Genomic DNA, 22,151 nt, shown 5'->3' with positions numbered 1-22,151 from the left:
GGTGGACGCCGCCCCCGTCGATGAAGCGCCGCCCGGCGGACGCACCACAGCGGCACGCGATGACGCCGAGGGGCCGGCTGTCCTCGACCACGCAGCGGCGCGCAGGGTTCTCACCCTCTTCGGGTTCGATCAGCCGGTCCACCGCCCGTACCTCTCGGGCAGAACAGCTAGTGCCGGTCCGTCGGGGATGGGGGGCAGGCGTCCTCCGGGGGCTCACCGATCCGCGCGAGTACCTCGCGGGACAGGGTCTGGAACTCCCTGAAGCAGGTCTTCACGTACTGCTGGGTGCTGCCCAGTGCGCCGTCGGCGGGCCTCAGGTCGAACATGGGCTTGCGGGCGTCGTGCGCCAGCGGCATCAGACTCCTGTAGTTCCGCATGGTCGCGATGCGGTGCCGATCGTCCTCCCTCGTGGGCTCCGCCTCGTCGAGGACCGCCGAGGAGTAGACCCAGGGGATTCGCTTGAGCCATCGCTCGTACGCCTTGACCGGCCGGTCGAGGCGCATCTCCGGCTGCATGATGACGTACCCGAGGGGACGCATCTCGGCCCGGGGTGCCGAGATGCCGGCGGGCACCCTGGGCAGGACGAGCTGCTGCCAGTCGGCGCGCCACTGGCGCAGTGTCGGCCCGAGGTTGCTGAGGCCCTTGAGCGAGAAGAGGTCCGCGGCCAAAGGCATCAGTACCGTGTCGGCCGAAATCAGGGCGGCTCGGTTGATGGCTCCCAGGTTGGGGCCGACGTCGACGAGGACGACGTCCGCCCCGACGGTCCGTGTGGCCTGCTCGATGATGCGGTGGAACGCCGTGGACGTACGGATCGCCGCGATGTCACCCGCGTAGGCACGGGACCATTCGTTGGACAGCTTGTCCTCGAAGCGGCTGAGGTCGAGGCTGCCCGGCAGCAGCCAGAGGCCCGGCTGGAGTTCGGCGGGTTCGACGGCCGCGATGTCGCCGACCCCTTCGAGGATGGGACGGACGGCGTCGGCGATCGTCTGTCCGCTGCGCACCCGCCCGGTACCGGGGATCCCTGCCTTCGCCGCTCCCTGGTCGATGAGTTCGGAGGGGTTCTCCCAGAGCTCCTCGATCTCCGTCTCGTCCAGGCACATGGAGGTGAGGTTGGCCTGGGGGTCCAGGTCGACGGCCAGGACGCTCAGGCCGAGGCGCCGGATCATGTGGGCGAGGTGATAGGTGAGGGTGGTCTTGCCCACGCCTCCCTTGTTGTTGAACAGCGCGATCGACGTCATGCCGCCCTCCTGACCACGACGACCCACGACGATTCGTCCACCTGGAACTCCGCGGGGGGATTGCCGTTGTCCTCCAGCGCCCTGCGTACCCGGCCGATGCCCCGGCCGAACCGGTTGACGTAACCGAGCCCCTTCAGCGCCGCGGCGAGGGACGGGTTGCGGTAGTCGGTGACCCGGTCGAAGTTGTCGTCCCGTACCTGCCCGAACGGCCCACCGGGATTGGTGATCTCGATCCGGTCGTCGAACCACACGATCCGGGTCGGGGCGTGGGACGTCTCGTAGTTGCGGTGCATGAGGGCGTTCATGCACAACTCGCGCAGCGCCTCCAGCGGGTAGTCCGGGCGCGGGGTCTCCCGGAAGCCGTCTTCCACGAGCCGCGTGCGCAGGTTGCTGCGCAGCAGGGGTTCCAGGCGCGAGGCGAGACTCACCAGGTTTTCCCGCAGCTCCTGTTCGTCTGCGATCGGGGCGTCGAGATCGTCGCCCTGGTAGCGGACGAACTGGACGTAGGCCCCGGGGACCTGGCTGCTCGGGTCCAGTCCGACGGCGAGTACGCCGAGCGTGGTCGGCGTTCCGCCGGGGGTGGCGAGGTGGAGAGAGGAGAGCTGCAGCCCGATGGGGCGGCCGTTCTCCTCGATGACGTCGGGGGCGACCATCGACGGCAGGTAGGAGTGCCGGAACACATCCAGGTCCAGATCCTCGATGCGGGCGCGCTCCAGAGGGCGCGTGTCGAAGGGCACGTCCCGGGCTCGTCGACGCTCCGTGAGGACCCGTTCGTCCTCCCGGTTGGCCTTCCGGGTGGTGGGGCCCGGGCGGACCCAGACGACACCGTCGTACCGCACCGGAGGGGTGGCGGACGCGGCCACGCGGATCCGGATGACGGGCTTGCCCCGGTAGAGGGACCGCTCGACGGTGAGGGAGGGACGGTCGAGGATGAGGCCTGAGTCCCGGATCTCGGTGAGCTGCAGCAGCGCCTGATCGCTGACGTCGACGTCGTCGACGGGCATGCCCTGGTCGTCCACCCCCACCAGGATGTCGCCCCCGCCGCGACCGCGCAGGTCGTTCGCCATGGCGCACACCGCGTTGGCGATGGCGTCTCCGCGCCTGCCCTCGCGCTTGGGGCTGCGCTTGAACTCCAGCCATGCGGACTCCTGGGTTCCCAGGACTTCGGCCAGGTCCACGTCTTCGTCGCTCACCGGGCCCATTCTGCCGTGTGCGGCGGGGGCAGGAGGTGCACGAGGGGTTCAGGTGCCGGGGTATTCGCCTCACAGGCCGCCTGGGGAATCCCCTCGGGGCCCTGACGCGTAGGCGTGGGGTGCGGGTGCGTCCGTGGGCTTGGGCGTGCGCGGTCTTGCGCAACTCGCGGGGCGGCAGGGATCTGGGAGTCGGGGGCGGGCGCGCCGAGCCGCCGGGGCGGGGGGCGGATTCGTTGCGGGTGGGGGGAGTTGTGGGTGGCGGGGTGCGGAGGGGTGGGGCCTTCGGGCCCGTTGCGCGACGGGGCCGGTGGTAGGTTCGAACGCGTGAGTGGAGTGGGGGCCGGCGCCGCGGGCGCGAGGAGCGGGGGCGGTGGTCCGGTGCCGTCCGGGCCCGGTGGTCCGGTGCCGTCCGGGGGTGGTGGCTCTGCGCCGTCCGGGGGTGGTGGCCTGGTGGAGTCGGTGGGGGGTCTCGTACTGTTTCCGCTCGCCACCGGCGTCCTCGCCCCCGCGCTTAGGAGTACGGCATGACTCACGGCGACCATCTGATGCGCAGGCCGTACGTGCCGCTGCCCGCGCCCGAGTCCGTGCCGACCGTCGACGCGCGGCTCGCCTCCGCCCTCGGGCGGCCCCAGCACGGCGACTCCGCCGTCCGGCGCGTCGGGCAGTCCCTGCGCGGGCTCGCCTCGCCCGGCACCAAGGAGGGCGGGGAGCAGGGACGCGGCGGCCAGGAGGTGCGGCTGCCCGTGCCCAGCGGGCGGGTCGTCGCCGTGACGTCCATCCGCGGCGGGGTCGGCAAGTCGACGGTCGCCGCGCTGCTAGGCCGTACGTTCACCCACCACCGCCCGGACCCGGTGCTCACCCTGGAGGCCGACGCGGCGCTCGGCACCCTCGCCGTGCGGATGGGCGCCCCGTCCGTGCGGTGGTCGTGCGGTGAGCTGGCGCGGATCCTGACGCCCCGCATGGACCTGAACGACATCACCGGCTACCTGGTCCCCGTCACCGACGGCGGCTGGCTGCTCCCGGCCGGCCAGGGCCGGGTCGGGCCGCCGCTGGACGTGCCCACGTACCGGACCGTGTCGCTGGCGCTGCGCCGCCACTTCGCGGTGACCGTGGTCGACTGCGAGACCCTGCCCGGCGAGGTCGCCCGCACGGCGATGGACACCGCGCACGCGCGGGTCATCGTCGCGCCGCGCACCGCCGAGGGCGTGGGCGGCACCCGCGTGGTGCTCGACTGGCTCGGCGCGCTGCCGGGGCGCCGCGCGATCGACAGCACGGTCGTCGTCCTCACCTCCAACGCCCCCGACATGACCCTGGACCTCAGGACCGCCGTCGCGCACCTGCGGGAGCCGGGCGTCACCGTGCTGCCCCTGCCCTACGACCGGCACCTCGCCCAGGGCGGGCCCATCCATCCCGCCCTGCTCGCCCGCGCCACCCGCGACGCCGCCGTGGAACTCGCCGCCGAGGCCCTCCGCCGCGCCCTGCGCACCCGGTAGGGGAGGAAGGGAGGGGCCGGGGGATGTGCCGCGGCTCCGTCCGTGGCCGTCGCCGCCTTGTGCGGGCGCCCCGTCGGCGCTCGCACACCCCGTCAGCTCTCGCCGCACACCGCCGGGAGCCACGCCGCCCCCCGGTGCCGGACCCGCAGCTCCTCCAGGACCGCGAGCCGCTCCGGCAGCTCCGCCGGGTCGGCCAGGAAGCGCAGCGCAGCCTGGTGGAAGGCGTCGCGCATCGCCGGCGGCATCGCGTCGGAGGCGTCCCAGCACCGCATCGTGCCCCGGCCGCGCAGCGTCGCGTCGATGGCGCCCTTCGTCGGGTCGGTGCCGCCCTTCGCCGAGCCGGTGCCGCCCTTCCCGGAGCCGTTGCCGCCCTCCGCCGGGTCCTCGGCGTACGCGCCCTCGGGCACCGCCCGGTTGGCGGTGAAGCCCAGCCGGGCGGTGCCCGGGTCCGCCAGGTACCGGATCAGCGCCCGCGCCTCGGGCGTGTCCCGCAGCATGGCCGCCAGGTCCCCGGACACCTCCCAGGCCGTCAGGTCCTTGCGGGCGCGCGGGATGAGGGCCTTGGAGTGGACGTACCGGCCCTCCGCGGCCGACCAGTGCCCGCCGGCCCGGACGAACGACGCCTGGTGCTCCAGCCGCTGCGTCGTGCAGGTGGGCCGCTCACCGCCCCACGGGTCGGCGAACCCGCCGAGCAGGGCGCGCTCCACGCGCTTGCGGTCGCCCGCCCCGACGAGGCCGCCCCACGTCTCCCACGCCTGCCGCACGGCGTCGTCCTTCCAGGAGAGCCTGCCCGTCGCCCAGTCCTGGTACTTCCGCCAGCCGGCCTGCTGGAGCAGGACGTCCTCCACCCAGTCCGTGCCCGGCCAGCCGGAGGTGGCGCCGGACTCCAGGGCGAGGCACCACTCCCCCGGCTTCCGCGCGAGGGCGGGCAGGTCGGCCTCGGGCACGGCGGCCGGGTACCAGACCATGCTCTTCAGGTCGACCTTCACCGGCACCCAGTACACCCCGCCCGCGATCCGGGGCGTCCACATGGGCCCGTAGTGGTCCGGGTCGAACAGGCCGTCCAGCGGCTTGAGCCGCCGCAGCGCCGCGTACTCCGCCAGCTCCCCCGGGCCCGGCATGATCACCACGTCCGGGGGCGCGCCCGCCTCCACGTCGGCGGCGAGCACCTGGCTCTCGGCGGAACTCCCCTGGTAGACGACGCTGATCCCGTGCTCGGCCTCGAACGGCTCGAGTACCTCCTTCTTGAACCGCGCCTCGTCGGCGCCGGTCCAGTTGCCGAGCAGCGTCACCGAGCGCTCCGCGCGCCCCTGCCACTGCGTCCAGGCGATCCCCCCCGCGGCGAGGACCACCAGGCAGAGCACGACGGCATACGCGCGCTTCCATCCCTCCAGGCGCAGCCGGCCGGTCATCGGGGCCTCCGGGGGCGGTACTCGGCGATGCGCGGCAGCAGGCCGCTCACGGTCAGGGCCACCAGGGCCACCCCTCCCACCAGGACGAGGTCGGAGACCGCCGCCCGCGCGCCGACGTCGGCCAGGTGACCGGCCACGCTCTCGCCCGCCTCCGCCACCCGGGCCCCGGTCGGCTCGCCCCGCAGCTCGGCGAGCGCGTCCGCCGCGCCGGCGCGGGTCCACGCGGTGTGCCACGCCAGCACCGCGGCGCCCGCCGCCCACAGCACCGTCGCCAGGAGCAGCGGTACGTCGGCGACCTGCCGGAACCGGCGCCGGGTGAACCGCTGGGCCTCCACCAGCGCCGCGCACAGGGCGGCGAACAGGACGGCGCCCACCGCCAGCGCCCACGCCGTCCAGGTACCGAACGCGGCCTGCTTCTCGGCCACCGCCATCTGCCGCTCGCGCAGGAGGTCGAGACGGCCCGTGATGTCCTGGTCCGTGTCGGGGTCGTCGAGGACGCGGGCGGCGTAGTGCAGGTACGCGGTGCGCAGCGGGGAGCCGGCGGGCTCGCGGTGGGCCTGCTCGACCCAGCCGGTGTAGACGGCGATGAGCCCGGTGACGGTCTGGAGGGTGCGGCGGCCCTCGATGCCGGTGACGTTCTCCGACGCGGCCAGCGCGAGGGCCTGGTGGGCGACGGACACGCGGGTGTGGAAGGAGCCCGAGCCGGCGCCCTCCAGGCCGCTCTCGGGGACGGTCTCGTGGGCCAGCAGCAGGGAGGACCTGGCCGTGTCGACGGCGAGGACGCCGGGCGAGCTGGCCTCGGAGAGGCGGGCCGCGTCGTCGTGGACGGCCCGGTAGACGCCGGACAGCACGAGCGTCGCGGCCAGTCCGAGGCCGACCAGCAGCTTCAGGCGGCGCCTGAGGTCGCGCGCGGTGGTGCTCACGGGCGCTCCCGCAGGTCGTGGCCGCAGCGGGGGCAGAACCGGGCGGTGAGCGGTGCGCGCCCGTCGCAGGCCGGGCAGGGCCGGGTGAGGGCGGGGGCGGGGGCGGTCGCGCTGAACGCGGTGCCGGGGCCCGGGTCGGGGCCCGTGGCGGGGTCCGTGCCCGCGCCGCCGGGCGGGTGGGGCGGCAGGCCGGGTGGCGGGGCGGGGTCGTCCGGTTCGGGGCCGTACGTGCTGTGGCTGCTCGCCGTGATCAGGTGCTCGAAGTCGATCGGGGCCAGGTCGGGTCTGAGCCGCAGCCGCCCGGCCGCCGCGTCCTCGATGTCGGCCAGCCGCCGGAAGTCGGCGAGCGGCCGGGTGGCGCCGACGGCGTGGGCGAGCCGGACGCCCTCGCCGAGGTGCCGCTCGGCGGCCTCCCGGTCGCCCCGGCGGTAGGCGGCGGCCGCGGCGGCGACGGCCTGGCCGAACCGGCCGTAGAGCTGGAAGTGGGCGACCTGGGTGTCGGTGTGCCGGGAGAGCGCCGGGTCCTCCGTCCAGTGGACGACGCAGGCGCGCGGCGGCGGCAGCCGCACGGCGGTCGGGGCCATGGCCGGGCCGGCGGCGGGCCGGGCGAGCCCGACGGCGGCCAGCTGCAGGTCCTCGCCGCGGGGCCGCCCGGTGGGGTCGGCGGTGAGGCACAGGTGGTAGCGGCGGGTCTCGTCGCCCCAGGCGCGGGTGGTGTAGCGGTACGCGCCGTCCGGTCCGGGCGGCCCGCCCGGCTCCAGGTCGGCCTCGGTGGGGAACACCTGCTTGAGGTACCGGATCGCGGTGCCCGGCGCGGGCGTGACCTCGACGGTCAGCTCGGGCACGGTCTTGGTGAGCAGCCGGGCGGTGAGCTTCTCGTACTCGCCGGGCAGCGCGGCCTCCTCCCGTACGGCTCCGACGCTGCCGTGCAGCCTGCGGGCGACGCGCAGCAGCTCACCGGCGTCCCAGCCGTCGCCGATGCCCCAGGCGTCGCACACGAACCGGCCTTCCCAGGTGTCCAGTACGGCGTCGAGCGGCATGGTGCGGTCGTGCTCGTTCCTGCCGTCGGTCAGCAGCAGCACGTGGCCGATGGGCGCGTCCTGCGCGGCGAGGAGCCGGCCGGCCAGGTCCAGCCAGGCGCCGATGCAGGTGCCGCCCCCGGCCGGGAGGCCCTGGAGGGCGGCCTCGGCGCGGCGGCGCTGCCCGGCGGAGGAGACGGCCATGCCCTCGTGGGCCGGGAAGACCATCGTGGCGTCCTCGGTGCCCTGGACGACGGCGAACCGCGTGCCGGCCGGCAGCATCCTGATGGCCGCCGCGGCGGCCTGGCGGGCGGCGCGGAACTTCTCCTGCGGCCAGGTCATGGAGCCGGAGCAGTCCACGACGAGGACCTGGGCCAGGAGCGGGGCGCCGCCGGGCCCGGCCCCCGCCGGGTGCCGGATCGCGTCCCCGTCCGGGTGCCGGACGGCGTCCCCGTCCGGGGCCCGGCGGTCGCCTGCGTCCGGGCCGCGGCGGTCGTCACCGTGCGGGCCGCGGCCGGGGTGGCCGGTGGGGTCCGCCGGATGGGTGGGGTGGGTGGGGTCTGTGGGGTGGGTGGGGACCGTGCCCTCGACGCGGACGGTCAGGACGACGTGCATCTCCTGCTCGCCGCCGCTCGCCGACAGGTACTTCGACTGGCTGGTCTCCAGGGCCGCCGTGGCGCCCCCCGCGCCGCCCCCGCTGCTCTCCGGCCTCATGTCCTCGCGTCCCCCTCGTCGCGTGCGTGCGCCCTAGTCCTGTCTCTTCCCACGCCGGCCCGCCGCCACGAGCCGCAGGCGCGGCGGCGGCAGGACCGCGTACGACCGGTCGAGCAGGTCGTCCCGCAGGCCGCCGTCGCGCACCTCGTCGGCGAGGCCCCGCAGCGAGCGGGACAGCAGCCTGCTCAGCGCCGTGACGTCGTCCTCCTCGCCGAGCACCTCGCCCGCCGGGAAGGCGGCGCCCCAGCCGCCGGGCGGCCGGCAGGCGAGCGCGCACTCCCGCACCTCGGTGAGGAGCCGCTCGCGGGCGGCCCGGTCCTCACCGGTGCGGGCGAGCGCCGCCAGCCGTTCGGCGGCCTCCCGCAGCTCCCCGGCGCCCGGCCCGCCCCCCGGCCCCCCGGCCCCGCCCGGCGTGGTCCCGGTGTGCGGGAGGCGGCCGGCCAGGGCCCGTACGGCCGCGACGCGGGCCGCGTCGTGGTGGCGGGAGGTGCTGGGCACCCCGTCCAGTACGGCGACGGCCGCCGCCCGGTCGCCGCCCCGCAGCTGGAGCCGGGCCAGCCCGAACGCCGCGCTGCCCTGCGTACGGTCCCGCTGCCAGACCGCCTCGTAGTAGTCCCGCGCCCCCGCGGCGCCGGCGTTCAGGTACTCGGCGCAGTAGCCGAGCGCCAGCTTGGGCGCCCACTCGCCCGGCAGCGCCGCGTACACGGCGGCGAACTCCTCCTCGGCGGACCGTACGTGGCCCTCCGTCAGCCGGACGAGGCCGCGGTGCCAGGACAGCCGCCAGTCGTACGCGCCCGCGCCCCGCCGCGCGGCCTCGTCCAGCCACGTCCCGGCCCCGTCCGGATCGCCCCGGTGCGCGAACGCGCGGCACAGCCACAGCGCCGCCTCCACGGTGCCCAGCGCCGGATCGCGCGCGGCCTGCCCGGCGACCCGCTCGGGGCTGTGCGCGGCGAGCCCGGCGAGCAGGGCGGCGGCCGGGTCGTCCGGGTCGGGGATCGGCACGGGCAGGCCCGACACGACCTCCCGCGGGCCCGGTGCGGCCACGGGCAGGGGGCGGGGCGCGTCGGTGTCGGCGCCCGCCCACCGGTCGGCTTCGGGCACGCTGCCGAGCGCGGCGCCGAACAGCGCGGCGGTGGGCGCGAAGCGGGTGGAGCGCTCCGGGTACGGCTCGTGCCCCTTCAGCGCCTGCTGCTCGCGCAGCACCTCCCACAGCTGGCGGGACATCTCGGCGGCCGAGGTGAACCGGGCGGCCGGGTCCGGGTGGGTCGCGCGGCGGATCAGCGCCTCGAAGGAGCGGGCGGCGAGGCCGGAGGCCGGTTCGGCGCGGGCGGCGAGGACCTGGAGGGTGCGGCCGACCGTGTAGAGGTCGGTGTCGACGTGGAAGCCGCGCTGCTCGCGCTCACTCCGGGGCGGGGCGTAGTCGCGGGTGTAGACGAGGCCGGACGTGCGGTCGTCGACGCGGCGGATGGCGCCGAGGTCGATGACCTTGATGTCGCGGCCGTAGTGGATGACGTTCTCGGGCTTCATGTCGCAGTACAGGAGGCCCTGGTCGTGGAGGTACTCCAGCGCGCCGAGGATCTTGCAGCCGTAGGTGATCACGTGGTCGATGCCGAAGGGGCGGCCGAAGGCGGCGGTCAGTTCCTCGTCGGAGGCGTACCGGAGCCAGGCCAGGGAGCGGCCCGCGATGTACTCCATGACGATGTAGCCGGTCGGCTCGTCGTCGCCGGGCGCCCGGTGCTGGACGTGGGTGATGATCCGGACGATGTCGCGGTGGTGGAGCGTGGTGAGGGAGCGGCGCTCCTCGACGGCGGAGCGGCGGGCGACGGCGTCTCCGCTGTTGATGAGGCCCTTGAGGACGACGAGGTGGTCGGGGACCTTGGTGTCCTCGGCGAGGTAGACCCAGCCGAGCCCGCCCACCGCCAGGTAGCCGAGCACCCGGTAGTGGCCGCCGATCGTGTCGCCGGGGCGCAGCCGGGGCTCGAAGGAGTACGGGTGCCCGCACTCGGGGCAGAAGCCCCGGTCGGGGGCGGGGGCCCCGTCATAGGCGACGCCGATGACGCCCGTGCAGTTCTCGTAGCCGCAGCGCCGGCCGCCGGTGGGCGGCCGGGCGGTGGGGCTGGCGGCCACGCCGGGGTCCGGGGCTTCGAGGTGCGGGAGGAGGACGAGGCCGTCGTGGTCGAGGAGGGCGGGGGCCGCCCCGGCCGGACGGCGCGCGGAGGGGGCGGGGGCGGGGCCGTGGGCGGGTGCGGCCGCGGGGGCGGCCGGGGCGGGGCCCGGTGTGGAGGCGGGGAGGGTCGCGGCGGCGGCCGGGGGGCCGGCCGCCGGGGCGGAGCCGGGGGCCGGGGGCAGCCGGTGGCAGGTGCCGCAGAAGCCGGTTGCCATCAGCGTGCCGGTGCAGCCGGGTCGGGTGCAGGGCCTGGCGGATGCCGTCATGACGGTGCGCCACCTCCTCCACGCTGCCGCTGCTCTTCTCCGGCGGGCTGTGCGGGCTGTGCGGGCTGCTCGTGCCGGGCGGGCTGTCCGTGCCGGTCCCGTGCGGAGCGGTCCTGTGCGGGACGGTCCTGTCCGTGCTGGTCCTGTCCGTGCCCGTCCCCTGCGGGGCGGTCCCGTGTGGGGTGTTCGCGTCCGCGCCCGTCTCGTGCGGCGCGGTCGCGCCGGGAGCTGTCGGCGCGTTCGACCAGGTCGGTGTAGGCCGCGACGGCCTCCTCCGCCGCGGGCACGTCGCACGGGCGGGTGCGCAGCAAGCGGTGGGCGCGCCGGTGGAGGGCGTCGACGTCCAGGTCCTCGGCGCCCTCGGTGAGGCTGCGGTGGAGCGCGTGGTACCCGTCGAGCCGGCCGGCCAGTTCGGCGCGGCGGCGGCGCAGGGCGTCGAGGCGGTCGGCGGCGGCGCGCAGGCGGGTTTCGAGCCGGTCGGCGAGCCGCTCGTACGCGGCCAGGTCGACCGGTGCGGAGGAGGCCGGAGCCGCGGTGGGGGCCTGGGCGGGCGCGGCCGGACCGGCCGGGGCCGCCGGACCGGATGGGGCCGAGGGAGCGGCCGGGGCGGAGAGGGGCCGGGCGGGCGGCTCCTGTGCCGGGGCGCCGGGGGACGGCGGGTGGGGAGGCGGCGCCGGGGCGGCGGGGGTCCCGGCGGCCCCGTGGCCCGACCGCTCCCGCGGCTGCTGCGTGCCCGTCAGCAGGTGGAGGGCGAGGCCCGCCCGGTAGAGGGCGTCGTGCACCTGCTTCGGGTCGTCGGCCCGTACGGCCGCCATCGCGTCGCCCAGGGACGCGGCGAGCGGGCCGGTGAGCTCGCGGAGGCGGGCCACGAGGCGCTCCCGGCGCTCCCGGTCCGGGCCGTCGACCAGTTCGGCGCGGGCGCGCTCGTACAGGGGGCCCGGTTCGCGGAAGACGAGGAGGAGACGGCTGCCGCCCCGGCGCAGGACGGCGAGGAGGTCGAGGAGGGCGGGCGGGTCGGCTGCCCGGTCGACGCCGACGACGACCAGGGTGAGGGCGGCGCCGCCGGTCCTGATCCGTTCGACGGCGGGGCCGGCGGGGTGCTGCCACAGGCCCATGCGCTCCGCGACGCGTTCGGCGGTGTCGGCGGCGGTGGCGCCGGTGACGTCGAGGGCCAGGTCGTGGCCGCCGGCGGAGGGGACGGTGCCGGGCGCGTCCAGGGCCGCCCGGCCGACGGAGTCCGCGGTGCGTAACTCGCGGTCGGCGAGGGTGATGGCGCGGCGCAGGGTCTCGGCGCGGATCTGGTCACCGGGGCGTACGACGCTGATCTTCACCTGGTCGCCGTCGCCGCGCAGCCAGGCGGCGAGCCGCAGCGCGAACGGCTGGTCCAGGGACGGGCGGCCACCGCCGGAGCCGGTGCGGGAGCGGAGCCGGTCGTCGACGGCGGTGCGGCCCCGCGTCCACGCGGCGACCTGCGGGAGGTGCTGGACGATGGTCTCGGCGGGGCTCATGGACGAGAAGGCGTTGCCGAGGCGGTCCGTCACGCTGGTGAGGACGATGCCGATGACCGCCCCGGTCCGGTCGTCCACGACCCCGGCGCCGCTGCACCCGGGGGCGGCCACTTCGCCGGGGGTGGCCGGGACGAGCTGGACCTGCCCGTCCCGTCCCCAGCCTCCGACGATGGTGGCGCGGAACCAGACGCCGCCGTTGTACTCGTGCGGGAAGCCGTACATCCGGACCGTGCGGTTCGGGGCGGACAGCCGGTGCAGGGTGACCGGTTCGCGGGCGGGCCGGGGGCGGTCCAGCCGCAGGAGGGCGACGTCGCCGCGCGGGTCCTGGTCCGTGTCGAGGGCCTCGGGGACGTACGCCCCCTCGTCGACCCGCGCGGTGACGGCGGGCACCCGGCCGCCGGGCGCCCGGCCCCCGGCCGCCCCGACGAACTCGGCGGTGACCGGCTCGCCGGGCGTGACGACATGGGCGCAGGTGAGGACCCGGTCGCGGCTCAGCAGGACGCCGGCACCGGCGATCTCGCCGTCGCCCCGCCGGATGCGGACCGCCCACAGCGGGGTCCTCAGGGAGAGGTGCGCGGCACTCGAAGGAGCGGAAGACACCGCGGCACCGGAAGGAGTCGAAGAACCTGGAAAAGCGGAAGGACTGGCGCTGATACCCCCGTCGGCCACCATGGTCGGCACTATACGCGCGAGGGCGTTTCTGCCCCATACTTGGCGATCGGAAGACTCGACCACGACACGGGGGGCGTGCGGCGATGGCGGACGAACAGGGCTTCGTGGAACTCGCGGAAGTGGTGCGGCAGATCCGGGGGGAGCTGGAGAAGGCCCGCGCCGACGCGCAGGGGCGCCCGCTGGGCTTCACCGTGGAGCGGGTGAACGTGGAGTTCACGGTGCAGGTGCACCGCTCGGCGTCGGGGCGCGGCGGACTGAACATCGGTGTGGTCACGGCCGAGATGGGCGGTCAGGTCGACCGGCAGACCACCCATCACGTGCAGGTGGAGCTGGTCCCCGACTACGGGGGCGGCCGGGTCCGCGTCTCGCGGGGCACTCCGGCGCCGCGGGCGGCGGACTGAGGGCCGCGCGGTGACGGCGGGGGCGCGGATCGCGCGGCGCCCGCGCCGCCGGGCCGTCAGGCGGACTTCCTGCGCGGGGTGGACTTCTTCGCGGCGGTCTTCCCCGTGGCGCCCGACGACGTCCCGCGGGCGGCTGCGGCCTTCTTGCCCTCCCCCTTCGCGGACGCCTTGGACGCGGACTTCGCGGCCGTCCCGGCCGTGGTCCTCGCCGCCGTCTTCTTGGCGGCGGCCTTCTTCGCGGCGGTCTTCTTCGCCGTGGACTTGCGCGCCGGTGCCGCGTCGGCCGTCCTCGCGGCGGTGCGGGCCGTGGACTTCCGGCCGCCGCTCGCCTTGGGCGCGGCCGGGGCCTTCGGCGGCGTACGGCGGCGCAGCTCCGTGACGGACGCCGCCCCGCCGGCGCCCTCCTCGCCCCCTTCGGCCTCCGCGGCCTCCCCGGCCGCCCGCCCGGCCTGGTCCCCGGCCGGCTCCCGGGCCGCCCGACCGGTGGCCTCCTCGCCGGCCGCTTCCTCGCCACGGGCCTCGCGGGCCGCCCGTACGCTGCTCTCCAGCGCCGCCATCAGGTCGATGACCTGCGCGCCCCGCTCCGGCTTCGCCTCGGCGGGCGCCTCGACGGCGCCCTCAGCCTTGGCGGCGATCAGCTCCTCGACCGCCTCCCGGTAGTCGTCGTGGAGGGTGCTGATGTCGACCTCGCCGAGCGTGTCCATCAGCGCGTCCGCGAGGTCCAGCTCGGCGTCCCGGACCGTGACGGCGGTGTCGGGCGCGACCCCTTCCGGCTGCCGGATCTCGTCCGGCCACAGCAGACCGTGCATGGCGATCACGTCGTCCACCACCCGCAGCATGCCGAGCCGCTCCCGCCCGCGCAGCGCGAACTTGGCGATGGCCACCCGCTCGCTGCGCTTCAGGGCCTCGCGCAGCAGCGTGTACGGCTTCGCCGCGGGCACCCCGCTCGCCGCCAGGTAGTAGGCGGCGTCGAGCTGGAGCGGGTCGATCTCCGACGCCGGCACGAAGGCGACGATCTCGATCGTCTTGGCCGTGGGCAGCGGCAGCGCGGCCAGGTCCTCGTCGGTGATCGGGATCATCGTCCCGTCGGCCTCCTCGTACGCCTTGCCGATCTCGGCGGACGGGAGCTCCTCGCCGTCCAGCTCGCACACCTTGCGGTACCGGACGCGGCCGCCGTCGGCGGTGTGGATCTGGCGGAAGGAGACGGAGCGGTTCTCGGTCGCGTTCACCAGCTTGATGGGGATGCTGACCAGCCCGAAGGAGATCGCGCCGTTCCAGATGGATCGCACGGTTCGTCCCTTTCGTACCGGAATCATGGGATTCTCATCTTATGACGCCGATCACGGAGGTGGAGGGGCGGCGCCTCGCGCTCAGCAACCTGGACAAGGTCATCCACCCGGCCACCAGCACCACCAAGGGCGAGATCCTGCACTACTACGCGACCGTGGCCGAGGCGCTGCTGCCGCACCTGCGCGACCGGCCGCTGTCGTTCCTGCGCTATCCCGACGGCCCCGACGGGCAGCTCTTCTTCACCAAGAACCCGCCGCCCGGCACCCCCGACTGGGTGAGGACCGCGCCCGTTCCCCGCTCGGAGGACCCGCGCGCCCGCCAGGTCGTCGTCGACGGGCTGGCCTCGCTGATGTGGGCGGCCAACCTGGTCGTGGAGTTCCACACCCCGCAGTGGCGGGCGGCGGCCCCGGCCGTCGCCGACCGGCTCGTCCTCGACCTGGACCCCGGCCCGCCCGCCACCGTGGTCGAGTGCTGCCGGGTCGCCCTGTGGCTGCGGGAACGGCTCGCCGAGGACGGGCTCACCGCGTACGCCAAGACCTCCGGCGCGAAGGGCCTGCACCTGTACGTGCCGGTCGAGCCGACCCCGTCGGAGGAGGTGTCCGCGTACGCCCGCGGGCTCGCCGTCGAGGCGGAGGCCGAGCACCCGAAGCACGTCGTGCACCGGATGGCGAAGGCGCTGCGGCCCGGCAAGGTCTTCGTGGACCACAGCCAGAACACCGCCGCGAAGACCACGGCCGCCCCCTACACCCTGCGCGCCCGCCGCCTCCCGGCCGTGTCGACGCCGGTCACCTGGGAGGAGGTCGAGGGGTGCCGCGATCCGGGGCAGCTGATGTTCCTGCTGGGCGACCTCGGCCCCCGCCTGGGGCGGTACGGCGACCTGCTGGCCCCGCTGGCCGCCGACGAGGGGGCGGGGCCGGTGCCGGGGGCGTCGGGGGGCGGGGGGTCCGGGCGGCCGGGGGCGCCGGGGCGGCCGGGGACGTCCGGGGCCGGAGGGCCGGGGCGGCCGGAGCCTGGGGCCCGGTCGTGAGGGGCCGCGTCGTGAGGGGCCGCGTCGTGACGGGCCACGTCGTGACGGGCCGCGTCGTGACGGGCCGCGTCGTGACGGGCTCCGGCGCGGGCGCCCGCCGCCGCCGGGGCGGCCGTTGCCGCCTGGACGCCCGCTGTCGCCGGGGCGCCCGCCGTCACCGCCCGGAGGGCCGTCGTCTTCTGGACGTCCGCCGTCGCCCGTGCCCCGGCCGGGCGGGGCGCCCGTCGTGAAGGGCCCCGTCGTACCGCCCGTGCGGGTGGCGCTCGCGGAGGCGGTGCACGCACTGCCCCGGGACCCCGGACGGCTCGCGTACGAGCCGAAGTTCGACGGGCACCGGATGGTGCTGTTCCGGGGCGCCGCCGGGGAGGTGGTCCTCCAGGCGCGGTCGGGGCGCCTGGTCACGGCCGCGTTCCCGGACCTGGCCGAGGCCGCCCGCGCCCTGCCGGACGGCACGGTGCTGGACGGGGAGGTCGTGGTCTGGTCGGGCGGCCGCACCGACTTCGCGGCCGTGCAGGGGCGGGCCGCGGCCACCCCCGGCCGGGCGCCCGCGCTGGCGCGGCGGCTGCCCGCCTCGTACGCCGCCTTCGACGTGCTCGCCGCCGACGGCGCCGACCTGCGCCCGGCCCCGTACGTCCGGCGGCGCGAGCGGCTGGAGGCGCTTCTGTCCGGGCTGGGGCCGCCGATCCAGGCCGTGCCGATGACGACCGACCCGGACGTGGCGCGGGACTGGTTCGAGACCCTGCCGGCCGTCGGGGTCGAAGGGCTCGTGGTGAAGCGGCTCGACGAGCCGTACCGGGCGGGCCGCCGCGCGTGGCGGAAGCTGCGCCACACCGACACGCGGGACGCCGTGGTGATCGGCTTCACCGGCCCCCGCGAGCGCCCCTCCGCCCTGGTGCTGGTGCTGCCCGACGACGACGCCCCCGTCGTGTCCGGCCCGCTCGCGCCCCGGCTGCGCGCCGAGGCCGGGGCGGCCCTGCGCGGCCTCCCGGAGCCGGTGGGCGGCGGCACGGCGACGGCGGTCGGCGTGGGGGAGGTCGCGTACCGGTCGGTGCCGCCCGCGCTGGAGGCGGAGGTGGCGCAGGGCACCACCCGGCACACGGTGACCACGGTCCTGCGCCTCAAGGGGGGCGGGGAGCGGGGCGGTTGAGGCAGCCGGGCGCTCCGGGGACCGGGCGGGCGGCGGGCCACGGCGGATGGGCGGGGGGCCTGGCGGGCGGGCGGGGCCGGTCGCACGACCGGGCCGCGACGGACCGGCGGCGGGCGCGCGGGGAGCGGCGGGCGGCGGGGCGCGGGGCGCGGCGGAGATGCCATCGGGGCGCGGAGGCACCGTACGGGCTGAGCCGGACCGGGCCGGGCGGGCGGGCTGGGCAGGGGCAGCCGTGGCACGGCGGGCGGGCGCCGCGGGCGGGCGGGGGCGGCACGGCGTGCAGGAGGGGCGCCCGCCGTCGCCTACCCCCGTCCGGACGCGCCCGCGCCGGGCCGGACGCGGGTCCGGCGAAGGGGCGGAGAAGCGGAGAACAGGGGCACGAGCACGTGTCCTTCGCGTGTCCGAGGCGTGTCCGATTGCCGGGGCATCACCCTCGCCGGTGTGGTGCACTATTGCCCCCAAGTGCAGGGTTCACGGGGAGGGAAGGCATGTTCACGGGGATCGACGAGGTCGACTGGGCCTCGCTGGGTCATGCCTACGGTCCGGCCGACGACGTGCCCGCGCTGCTGCGCGGCCTGGCGTCCGACGACCCGGCGGAGCGCGAGCGGGCGCTGGACGGGATGTACGGCACGGTGCACCACCAGGGCGATGTCTACGACTCGACGCTGGCGTGCATCCCGTTCCTGCTGGAGCTGGTGGCGAGCCCGGACGTGCAGGACCGGGGCTGCGTCGTGGAGCTGCTGGCCAGCATCGGCGGCATCGACCTGTGCGGCGACGACGAGCTGGACGACCTCGACCCGGAGGACGAGGAGTTCGAGGACGCCGCCAACTACGCCATGGCCGCCGCCGCCGTGGCCGCCGGCGCCGACGTGTTCCTGGGCCTGGTCGGCGACCCCGACCGGGAGGTGCGCCTCGCGGTCCCCGGCGCGCTGGCGTCGCTGCACGGCGATCCGGTGCACGTCCGTGACCTGCTGCGGGAGCGGCTGACCGTCGAGCGGGACGCCGAGGTGCGGCTGGCGCTGGTGGAGGCGATCGGCCGGATCGCCCTGCGGTACGAGTCCCTCCGCGAGGAGACCGCGGCCTGGCTGGCCTGGCTGTCCGGCGCCGCCCAGGACCCCGCGCTGCGGCTGGCCGCGCTGGCCCAGATCGCCCGGTGCGCGCCGGGGCGGCTGCCGCCCGACGTCGTGCGGACCGTGACCGCGCTGCTGGCGGAGCTGCGCCGCTCGGCGTCGCGCGCCCCCGGCGGCGGGACCGGTACGGGCGGGGGTGTCGGTGCCGGTGGGGGCGCCGGTGGCACGGGTGCGGGATCCGGTCTCGGAGCGGGGGCCGGGGCCGGGGGTGCGGGGGGGTCGGCGGGAGCGGGCCTCGGGGCGGGAGGCGGAGCCGGCGCGGGTGCGGGCCGCGGTCCCGGAGCGGGGGCCGGGGCGGGCTCGGGATCGGGTTTCGGAACGGGTTTCGGAACGGCCGGCGGGGTCGGTGCGGGGGCCGGATCGGGCCTCGAAGCGGCCTCCGGAAGGTCCTGCGGCGGCCCCGGCGGCCCGTCGAACCTGTGGAATTCGGCCAACTCCTGGGCGGCGCAAGGCGGCTGGGACGGCCCTGTGTCCGGAGGTCCCGTGCACTGCGTGCCACCGTCGGAACCGGCCGAGTCGCGACCCGCCGCTCCGACGCTGCTCGGCCAGCCCAGGGAACCGCGCGAGGAGCAGCGGGCGGGGCGGGGCACGGCGTGGGAGGACGACCTCCTGCGCACCCTGCACGGCGCCCTCGACGACCGGGTGGACGACCGTATCGCCCTGGTCAGCGCCCAGCTGCGCAGCCCCGACGCGGCGCAGCGCACCGACGCGGTGTGGATGTGCGGCAGCCTGGTCCGCACCTGGCGGGGGGCGTACGACGGGGTGGTGCGGCTCGTCGGGGCGCAGCTGCGCGACCCGGAGCCGCGACTGCGGGCGGTCGCCGCGAGCTGGCTGGAGGGGCTGTTCGCGCTGGCCCGGCCCGCCGCCGACGACCTGGCGGCGCGGGTGGCGGCAGACCCCGCCCCGTGGGTGCCCGACTGGGTGGGCGGCCGGCCCGGTACGCCGAGCGCGCTGCTGGCCCTGACCCGGGCGGGCGACGCCCGTGCGGTCCCGGCGCTGGCGCGGGCCCTGGAGCAGCCGGAGCCGGACTGCCGGCTGCTGTACGCCATCCCGCACCTGGCGGAGGCGGGCGCTCCGCTGGTGCCGCTGCTGCGCCGCAGGCTGGGTGCGCTGCCGCTCGACGACGAGCTGGGCGAGCAGTCCGGGCCGCTGCTGCTGGCGCTGGCGCGGCTGCGGGCGGTGGAGGCGCTGCCCGAGGTGCTGCGGGTGCTGCGCGCCGCGCCGGCCTTCCGCCGCGAGTGGGTGCTGGAGTCGGCGCTGCGGGCGGTCACGGCGTTCGGCCCGGCCGCGCGGGAGGCGGCGGCGGACGCGCGGGCGCTGCTGGGCGACCCGTCCGCCGGGACGGTGACGGCCGCGGCACGGGCGCTGTGGGCGGTGGAGGGCGACGCGGGGGCGGTGCTGCCGAGGCTGCGGGCGCTGCTGCGGGCGCCGGACGTCCAGGGGCGGCGGTCGGCGGCGTGGGCGGTCGGGGCGTTCGGCGGGTCGGCGCGGGCGGCGGCGCCGGAGCTGCGGGCCTGCCTGACGGCGCCCGACATGTGGCTGCGCGTGGACGCGGGCACCGCGCTGTGCCGGGTGACCGGCGACGCCGGGGAGGCGCTGCCGGTGCTGGCGGCGGCGTGGCGGGAGAACCGGCACACGCGCGTCGCGATCGCGGAGTGCCTGGCGGAGCTGGGGCCGGTGGAGCGCCTGGCGCCCGACGCCGCCCCGCTGCTGCGCGGCGAGCTGGCCCGGAAGCGGCGCCACAACGTCGCGGCAGGGGTGAGCGGCGACCAGGACGTCCACGAGGACGAGCACCTGCTGTCCTTGTGCCGCCGCGCCCTCGGCGGGGCGGTCGGGGGCTGAGGCCGGGGGCCGGGGCCCGGTGCGGCCGAGGCCGCCAGGGAGCCGGGGGTCCGTGCGGCCGGGCCGTCCGCGGCCGGGCCGTCCGGGGCCGTCCGGGGCCGTCCGGGGCTGCCGCGCCCGAGGCGGCCGGGGTCCCCGGGCGGGGCCTCGGCAGACCGGAGGCCGGGCGTACGGCGCCGGCCGGGGCCGGTGGGGTGGTCGTGGGACGGCTGTTACATCACCGAGGGGCCCCCGCAACGCGCTGCGCCTAAGGTGGCGGCGGCCCGACCCGGGCGCGCGCCCCGGTCGCAGGGAGCGCGCGGCACCACCCTGACCGCCAGGAGCTCCGAAGACGTGACCCCGCACCGCCGCCGTCCCGCCGTGCGCCGCGCGGCCCGCCTGGTGCCGCCCGTCGCGGCCGCCGCGCTGCTGCTGCCGCTGGCGGCCTGCGGGGACGCGGGCGAGCTGCGCGGCGCGGGCGCCACCCCGACCGCCGTGGGGCCGGTCCGGCTGTGGCCCGATCTGCCGCCGGTCACGGCGCCGCCCCTCGACTACGGCGAGAGCGACACCCGGCGCGTGCCCGGTGTCCGCGTGCCGGAGGGCGGCGTCCGGGACGTGGACCCGGTGGCGGTGGTGCGCGCCGAGCTGGCGGCGGACGCGGAGGGGCAGGGCGGCGGGGACGGCGTCGACGAGCGGACCGCGCGGGCGGTGCGCCGGTGCGGCACCGCACCGGAGGCGTGCCCGGTGCTGCGGCCGTACTACCGGGACCTGACGGGGGACGGCCGGGAGGAGCTGATCCTCGCCGTCCGGGTGGCGGACCAGCAGGTCGCGGTGCGCTGCTACCTGGCGGAGGGCGGCGGACTGACGCGGGTGATGTCGACGGTGGAGCAGCTCGTCAGCGTGGAGCTGGCGGGCCGGGACCTGATCCTGCGGGCGGTCTCGGCGGGCATCCCCGGCTACGAGTACCGCACGGCGTGGTCGTGGGACGCCCGGCAGGGCACCATGCTGCCGGCGCGGGACGAGATCGTACGGGTCAAGCCGACCCCGCCTCCGCCGGCCCCCCTCCCGCCGGCCGGCGCCCCGTCGGCGGACCGGACGGCGGCGGACCGGACCCCGGCGGACCAGCCGTCGGCGGACCGGCCGTCGGTGGGCGGCCCGCCGGCCCGCGAACCGGGCGCGGAGCCGGAAGCCGCCGGGACGGCCCCCGCGCCGGAACGGGAGCCGGAGCGGGACCCGGAGCGGGAGCCGGAGGCGCGGACCGCCTACGGGCCCGCGCCGCAGGCTCGGACGGCGGCCCGGGCCGCGGCGGCGGGGCCCCGGTGAGCGCCGCCCCCGGCCGCGCGGGCGGGAGACGGCGGGTGCCCGGCGTGCCGCGCCGGCCCGCCTGGACACGGCGGGTGCCCGGCGTGCCGCGCCGGCCCGCCTGGACGGCGACGCTCACCTGGAAGGCGGCCGTCTTCATCACGCTCATGTGCTGCGCCCTCGCCGCGCTGCTGGGCGCCCTCGTGCACGTGTCGGTGACCCGGCAGACCGTGGACGCGTCCCGCGAGAAGGCCCTGGCCCGGCTGGAGGACGTGACGCGGGCGTACGAGGCGGGGGAACCGCTGCCGGCCTTCGCGGGCGTCGATCCGGTCGGCCTGCCGCCGTCGCTGCGGGCCCTGGCGACGGGCGGCAGCCGGGGCACGATGGTGGCCGACCACGGCGGCCGGCCGACGATGTGGGCGGCGGGCCCGGCGGACGGCCGGGCGCTCGCGGTACGCCTCGACTACTCGCTGAGCGCCCGCACCATCAGCGGCCTCGACCAGGCGATCCTCGGCTCGTCGGTGCTGGCCATCGCGGCGACGCTGCTGGTCGGTTCGTTCGCGGTGACCCGCGTGACGCGGCGGCTGCACCTGACGGCGCTGGTGGCGCGGCGGATCGGCGCGGGCGACCTGGACGCGCGGGTCGGCGACCCCCGGACGAAGGACCCGTCGCGCCCGCAGGACGAGGTGGCGACCGTGTCGGGCGCCCTGGACACGATGGCGTCGGCGCTCCAGGGCAAGCTGCTGGCCGAGCAGCGGTTCACCGCCGACGTGGCGCACGAGCTGCGGACGCCGCTGACCGGCCTGTCGGCGGCGGCCGAACTGCTGCCGCCGGGGCGGCCGTCGGAGCTGGTGCGGGACCGGGTGCGGGCGCTGCGGGCGCTGACGGAGGACCTGCTGGAGATCTCCCGCCTGGACACGGGCCGCGAGCGGGTGGACCTCGACGTGTACGCGCTGGGGCCGCTGGCCGAGCGGGTGGCGCGCGCCTCGGGCGCGGGGGCGCGGGTGAGGGTCGTGCGGGACGCGCGGGTGGAGACCGACAGGCGGCGGCTGGAGCGGGTCCTGGGCAATCTGCTGGCCAACGCCCACAGCCACGGGGCGGCGCCGGTCGAGCTGACCGTGGACGGGCCGGTGGTGACGGTACGGGACCACGGCGAGGGCTTCCCGGCGTACCTGCTGGAGCACGGCCCGCAGCGGTTCCGCACCGAGAGCGGCGGCAAGGGGCACGGACTGGGGCTGACCATCGCACGCGGCCAGGCGGCGGTGATCGGAGCGGAGCTGGTGCTGGCCAACGCCCCGGACGGCGGCGCCGAGGCCCGGCTGACGCTCCCGGAGTACGTGGACCTCACGGCGGAGGACGCCCCGGACGGCACCTGACCGGCGCCGGCCGGGCGGCCCCGCCGGACGGTCGCCCCGCCGGCCCCCGGAC

The 22,151-nt window shown here is 77.3% G+C and carries 15 protein-coding genes; 7 read left to right on the top strand and 8 right to left on the bottom strand.

The window, feature by feature from the left end; all coding sequences use genetic code 11:
* Positions 1-167: 167 nt before the first annotated feature.
* Together CP974_RS21255 and CP974_RS21250 are read right to left on the bottom strand one after the other, a co-directional pair.
* Entirely contained in the window at positions 168-1,238 is a 1,071-nt protein-coding gene (locus tag CP974_RS21255; protein WP_031130230.1) for a ParA family protein, read from the bottom strand.
* A complete protein-coding gene (locus tag CP974_RS21250) occupies positions 1,235-2,431 on the bottom strand; it encodes an ATP-binding protein (protein ID WP_373276756.1) in 1,197 nt (398 codons plus the stop codon). Before CP974_RS21250 ends, CP974_RS21255 begins: the two co-directional genes overlap by 4 nt.
* 524 nt (positions 2,432-2,955) lie before the next feature.
* Between CP974_RS21250 and CP974_RS21245 the strand changes: the two genes are divergently transcribed.
* Positions 2,956-3,924, top strand: a complete 969-nt coding sequence (locus CP974_RS21245; protein ID WP_031130228.1) for a CpaE/TadZ family protein — start codon at positions 2,956-2,958, stop codon at positions 3,922-3,924.
* Between the two features lie 92 nt (positions 3,925-4,016).
* Here CP974_RS21245 and CP974_RS21240 read toward each other — a convergent pair whose 3' ends face one another.
* The 5 genes from CP974_RS21240 to CP974_RS30415 are packed head-to-tail and all read right to left on the bottom strand — an operon-like array spanning position 4,017 to position 12,533.
* A complete protein-coding gene (locus CP974_RS21240; protein ID WP_037937433.1) occupies positions 4,017-5,336 on the bottom strand; it encodes an ABC transporter substrate-binding protein in 1,320 nt (439 codons plus the stop codon).
* On the bottom strand, positions 5,333-6,259 hold the full coding sequence (locus CP974_RS21235; RefSeq protein ID WP_031130226.1) for a GlnX family signal transduction membrane protein: 927 nt from the start codon (positions 6,257-6,259) through the stop codon (positions 5,333-5,335). Before CP974_RS21235 ends, CP974_RS21240 begins: the two co-directional genes overlap by 4 nt.
* The gene (locus tag CP974_RS21230; protein ID WP_031130225.1) at positions 6,256-7,992 is read right to left on the bottom strand and encodes a vWA domain-containing protein; all 1,737 of its coding nucleotides are present in this window, start codon (positions 7,990-7,992) and stop codon (positions 6,256-6,258) included. The genes CP974_RS21235 and CP974_RS21230 overlap by 4 nt, the downstream gene beginning before the upstream one ends.
* 33 nt (positions 7,993-8,025) lie before the next feature.
* A complete protein-coding gene (locus tag CP974_RS21225; RefSeq protein ID WP_162530970.1) occupies positions 8,026-10,425 on the bottom strand; it encodes a serine/threonine-protein kinase in 2,400 nt (799 codons plus the stop codon).
* On the bottom strand, positions 10,422-12,533 hold the full coding sequence (locus CP974_RS30415; RefSeq protein ID WP_223844538.1) for a S1 family peptidase: 2,112 nt from the start codon (positions 12,531-12,533) through the stop codon (positions 10,422-10,424). The genes CP974_RS21225 and CP974_RS30415 overlap by 4 nt, the downstream gene beginning before the upstream one ends.
* 155 nt (positions 12,534-12,688) lie before the next feature.
* On the opposite strand from CP974_RS30415, the gene CP974_RS21210 reads away from it, so the two are divergent.
* Complete coding sequence (locus CP974_RS21210) at positions 12,689-13,006, top strand: trypco2 family protein (RefSeq protein WP_037939707.1); 318 nt, start codon at positions 12,689-12,691, stop codon at positions 13,004-13,006.
* Between the two features lie 56 nt (positions 13,007-13,062).
* Here the strand turns inward: CP974_RS21210 and ku are convergent, their stop codons facing one another.
* Positions 13,063-14,295, bottom strand: a complete 1,233-nt coding sequence (gene ku, locus CP974_RS21205) for a non-homologous end joining protein Ku (RefSeq protein WP_031136382.1) — start codon at positions 14,293-14,295, stop codon at positions 13,063-13,065.
* A 41-nt stretch (positions 14,296-14,336) separates the two neighbouring features.
* Between ku and ligD the strand changes: the two genes are divergently transcribed.
* From ligD to CP974_RS21175, 5 genes are all read left to right on the top strand, one after another.
* Positions 14,337-15,323 carry a non-homologous end-joining DNA ligase gene (ligD, locus tag CP974_RS21200; RefSeq protein WP_085921278.1) on the top strand — a complete coding sequence of 329 codons (987 nt, stop codon included), beginning with the start codon at positions 14,337-14,339 and terminating at the stop codon, positions 15,321-15,323.
* A 226-nt stretch (positions 15,324-15,549) separates the two neighbouring features.
* Positions 15,550-16,470: an ATP-dependent DNA ligase gene (locus CP974_RS21195; protein ID WP_223844537.1), complete on the top strand. Its 921-nt coding sequence runs from the start codon at positions 15,550-15,552 to the stop codon at positions 16,468-16,470.
* A 488-nt stretch (positions 16,471-16,958) separates the two neighbouring features.
* Positions 16,959-19,442 (top strand): PBS lyase, encoded by a 2,484-nt coding sequence (locus tag CP974_RS30410; protein WP_224354481.1) that lies wholly within the window; start codon positions 16,959-16,961, stop codon positions 19,440-19,442.
* A 333-nt stretch (positions 19,443-19,775) separates the two neighbouring features.
* Positions 19,776-20,744, top strand: coding sequence for a hypothetical protein (locus CP974_RS30740; RefSeq protein WP_261344845.1), 969 nt, complete (start codon positions 19,776-19,778; stop codon positions 20,742-20,744).
* An 83-nt stretch (positions 20,745-20,827) separates the two neighbouring features.
* Positions 20,828-22,099 (top strand): ATP-binding protein, encoded by a 1,272-nt coding sequence (locus CP974_RS21175; protein ID WP_223844536.1) that lies wholly within the window; start codon positions 20,828-20,830, stop codon positions 22,097-22,099.
* Positions 22,100-22,151 lie beyond the last annotated feature (52 nt).

Origin of the sequence: Streptomyces fradiae ATCC 10745 = DSM 40063 (assembly GCF_008704425.1) — a bacterium.
Lineage (GTDB): Bacteria > Actinomycetota > Actinomycetes > Streptomycetales > Streptomycetaceae > Streptomyces > Streptomyces fradiae.
This window is presented reverse-complemented; position numbering and strand designations above follow the sequence as displayed.

What these genes read in the sequence shown, in the direction of transcription:
- CP974_RS21225 (WP_162530970.1), bottom strand. Translation starts at nt 10,425, where the DNA reads ATGACGGCATCCGCCAGGCCCTGCACCCGACCCGGCTGCACCGGCACG.
- CP974_RS21240 (WP_037937433.1), bottom strand. Translation starts at nt 5,336, where the DNA reads ATGACCGGCCGGCTGCGCCTGGAGGGATGGAAGCGCGCGTATGCCGTC.
- ligD (WP_085921278.1), top strand. Translation starts at nt 14,337, where the DNA reads ATGACGCCGATCACGGAGGTGGAGGGGCGGCGCCTCGCGCTCAGCAAC.
- CP974_RS21255 (WP_031130230.1), bottom strand. Translation starts at nt 1,238, where the DNA reads ATGACGTCGATCGCGCTGTTCAACAACAAGGGAGGCGTGGGCAAGACC.
- CP974_RS21210 (WP_037939707.1), top strand. Translation starts at nt 12,689, where the DNA reads ATGGCGGACGAACAGGGCTTCGTGGAACTCGCGGAAGTGGTGCGGCAG.
- CP974_RS30410 (WP_224354481.1), top strand. Translation starts at nt 16,959, where the DNA reads ATGTTCACGGGGATCGACGAGGTCGACTGGGCCTCGCTGGGTCATGCC.
- CP974_RS21230 (WP_031130225.1), bottom strand. Translation starts at nt 7,992, where the DNA reads ATGAGGCCGGAGAGCAGCGGGGGCGGCGCGGGGGGCGCCACGGCGGCC.
- CP974_RS21245 (WP_031130228.1), top strand. Translation starts at nt 2,956, where the DNA reads ATGACTCACGGCGACCATCTGATGCGCAGGCCGTACGTGCCGCTGCCC.